Raw genomic sequence first — 3421 nt, 5'->3', positions numbered from 1 at the left:
AGTTTGTAAATGACGAATATATGGAGATCGTTCACTTCCTGCATTTTCACACTGTTTCCAAACCATACTACGATCAAAAGGAACTAATAGGGCGGGAAGTGATGATAGTGGCAGTTGTATATATCAGGATGAGGAACCGTGTACAAGTAAAGGGAAATCAAACGGTGAGGATAAAAGATATTGCAAGGATAATCGGACCTGAAGAAGTGATTACCATCATTGAAGAAATTATATTATTAACGGTCAAGAAGGAAGATAAGAATATTATTGTCGTTGATTTGGCTCAAGTAATCGTGGCCATCCGCAAGATGGACCCGGCTATTGAACTGGAGTCATTCGGGCCCTCCCAAACGATCATCGAAATCATCTTCTCGAAAAAGAAAATGTCATACCTGACATTCGCCTTGGTTTGGTTTTTGTTATTTATCGGCGGCGGGATGACGATCATGAATTTTCATGTGGATGTCAGCATGGGGGAAGTGCATCAAAAAATCTTTACTATAATCACGGGGAAAGTGGATGATAAGCCATTATTGATCCAAATCCCATATAGTTTCGGCCTTGGTATGGGCATGATTCTATTTTTTAATCACTTTTTTAAAAAACGCTTCAATGAGGAACCTAGTCCGCTCGAGGTTGAAATGTTCAACTATCAGCAGGATTTGGACAGTTATGTAATCATGAATGAAAATAAGGAGAATGTGCGCCACCTTGATGACCGGTAAAATTATATTTGGAATCTTTGTCGGTTTGGCCGGGGGTTTTGCGACAGGTGCCGGTTTTGTAGCGTTTTTAACTGTACTTGGGGTGATTCCGAGACTGACTCAGCTGACCAAAACAATGAAGATGATTCATTACTATGAAGGAGCCATCATTACCGGCGTTGTCGCAGGGACATGGTTAGGATTACAGGAAACGGAATTTTCCCTCCCATATTTTTTATTAATTCCGATCGGTTTGGCTGACGGGATATTTAATGGAATGCTTGCTGCTGCCTTAACTGAAGTCCTGAATGTATTTCCGGTTCTGTCAAAGCGAATCGGAATTCAAGAGAAAATCATTTATCTGTTAATGGCACTCGTATTGGGGAAAGTAGCCGGATCATTATTCCAATGGATTTATTTAGTGGATTTATAAGTTTATAAGGTAACTATTCCTGATGATGAAAGGTAGGCCCAAGATGGTGACCAAACGAAAAGTGATATTGATTACGGATGGGGATGAGTATGCGAAACGGGCTGTCGAGCACGTAGCGAAGGAAATAGGGGGAAGGTGTATCTCCATGTCCCAAGGTAATCCATCACGATATACGGGCTTGGAGCTAGTTGAATTAATAAAAAAGGCGAAGTATGATCCAGTATTGGTCATGTTTGATGATAGCGGTTTTATCGGAGAAGGATCAGGCGAACAGGCAATGAAGGTAGTTGCCGGTCACCCTGATATTAATGTCCTTGGTGTGATAGCGGTCGCTTCAAAGACTAGAAGGGAAGAATGGACCAAAGTGGATATCTGTATTGACCGTGATGGTAACCTGACACCGAACGGGGTTGATAAATACGGAGCCGAAGAATTTGAACTCGGCAAGATAACTGGAGATACGGTGTATTGCATCGATCAATTACATGTTCCCATAGTAGTGGGGATAGGGGATATCGGGAAAATGTCCCATCAGGATGATTTTAAAAGAGGAGCACCGATAACGAAGCTAGCGGTGGAAATCATATTGGAAAGGAGTGGTCATGATGACTTCAGAAAAACCTGAAAACATGAAACCGATTCCGAATAGGGTAGCGGAAGTTGACGCGTACATGGAAAAGAATGTAGGTCTGGGCGTCAGCTTCGACTTAGGGGTAAGAAGGATAAAGGTTCTAAGAAAAGATGTGCATCTTTACTATGTAAACGGGCTGACGGATACAGAGTACATCATTGAAATCCTCGATTCTCTTATTCATAACAAAAATGCGGAAATCTTGACCACTAAAGTTTTTGATGCAGTCAAAGACTTGCTTGTACACCAATCCGTTGAGGAAATAAAGACGATGGATGAGCTTGTTGATCAGGTTTTATCCGGATTAATAGTCGTTGTTGTTGATGGTAAACCAATAGGATTGGTTGTGGATGTCCGGAGTTATCCAGGGAGACAGCCAGTAGAACCCGATACGGAAAAAGTCGTCCGTGGATCAAGGGACGGTTTTGTCGAGAATATCATCATTAACACAGCGATAACAAGACGGAGGATCAGGGATGAAAGATTACGTTTCGAAATGTTGCATGTAGGGGAACGATCGAAAACGGATATATCCATCGGCTACATTAAAGATATTGCCGATCCTGATTTAATTGAAATCGTTCGTAAGGAATTGAATAGTATTGATGTTGATGGCATAACGATGGCCGATAAAACGATCGAAGAGTTCATCGTCAAGCAAAAATATAACCCATACCCGCTTGTCAGGTACACGGAACGGGCTGATGTTGCTGCAACACATTTACTTGAGGGGCATGTCCTTATTTATGTGGATACGTCACCGAGTGTCATCATAACCCCGTCCACTCTTTTCCATCACATGCAGCACGCTGAGGAGTATCGGCAGGCACCTGCTGTTGGATCCTTGGTACGCTGGGTCCGATTTCTCGGGATTTTCGTTTCGTTATACTTGCTGCCGATTTGGTTATTGTTTTGTTTAGAGCCTTCCCTCCTGCCGGAGAAGCTCGAGTATATCGGGCCTAATGAAAAAACGCATATACCCATTGTGATCCAAATCTTCATTTCCGATATTGGGATAGAATTTTTAAGGATGGCAGCCGTCCATACCCCGACACCGCTTTCTACGGCAATGGGCTTGGTTGCGGCAGTTTTGATCGGACAGATAGCGATAGATGTTGGGCTATTTGTTCCTGAGGTGGTTCTCTACGCTTCCGTAGCGACAATCGGTACATTTGTCACTCCGAGTTTAGAACTAGGGGTTGCGAATAAGATTTCCCGATTAGTCCTGCTAGTATTGGTCGCTTTATTTAAAGTGCCTGGCCTAGTCATTGGCATCACACTCTACATTATTATGCTTACTAATATAAAGACGTTAAATACGCCTTATTTATGGCCGCTTCTCCCGTTTCAGCCAAAGGCCCTGTCACATATAATATTAAGAAGACCTTATCCTGGCACTATAGAACGTCCGAGTATTGTACATCCCCAGGATCTCTATAGGCAGCCGAAAAAATCTAAAGGTTGATGTTGTCGAAAAGTTGTGGTAATTTAATTTTATTCGGATAAAGAGGTATTGTTAGGCTTCACAAAGAGAGAGAGCTACTATGACTCTTTGGAGTTTAAACCAATCTGTCTTTCCCTTCGAACTACAAAGCAGTCATAGAGAACAATATTTACATGGGATATCGATTCGAATGAGGCTTGTTCATATAG

4 protein-coding genes are annotated in these 3421 nt (G+C 42.3%); all 4 read left to right on the top strand.

Going from position 1 to position 3421, the window contains the following annotated elements; translation table 11 throughout:
- Positions 1-725, top strand: a 725-nt coding sequence (locus tag ACFVSH_RS24420; RefSeq protein ID WP_387708315.1) for a stage V sporulation protein AA, incomplete at its 5' end; no start/stop codon positions are given.
- The gene (locus tag ACFVSH_RS24415; RefSeq protein ID WP_387598203.1) at positions 715-1137 is read left to right on the top strand and encodes a stage V sporulation protein AB; all 423 of its coding nucleotides are present in this window, start codon (positions 715-717) and stop codon (positions 1135-1137) included. The genes ACFVSH_RS24420 and ACFVSH_RS24415, both read left to right, overlap by 11 nt.
- 43 nt (positions 1138-1180) lie before the next feature.
- Positions 1181-1762: a stage V sporulation protein SpoVABEA gene (gene spoVAEA / locus ACFVSH_RS24410; RefSeq protein WP_098370826.1), complete on the top strand. Its 582-nt coding sequence runs from the start codon at positions 1181-1183 to the stop codon at positions 1760-1762.
- Positions 1740-3233, top strand: coding sequence for a spore germination protein (locus tag ACFVSH_RS24405; RefSeq protein ID WP_387597749.1), 1494 nt, complete (start codon positions 1740-1742; stop codon positions 3231-3233). Before spoVAEA ends, ACFVSH_RS24405 begins: the two co-directional genes overlap by 23 nt.
- Positions 3234-3421 lie beyond the last annotated feature (188 nt).

Origin of the sequence: Peribacillus sp. NPDC058002 (assembly GCF_042886655.1) — a bacterium.
GTDB lineage: Bacteria > Bacillota > Bacilli > Bacillales > DSM-1321 > Peribacillus > Peribacillus aracenensis.
This window is presented reverse-complemented; position numbering and strand designations above follow the sequence as displayed.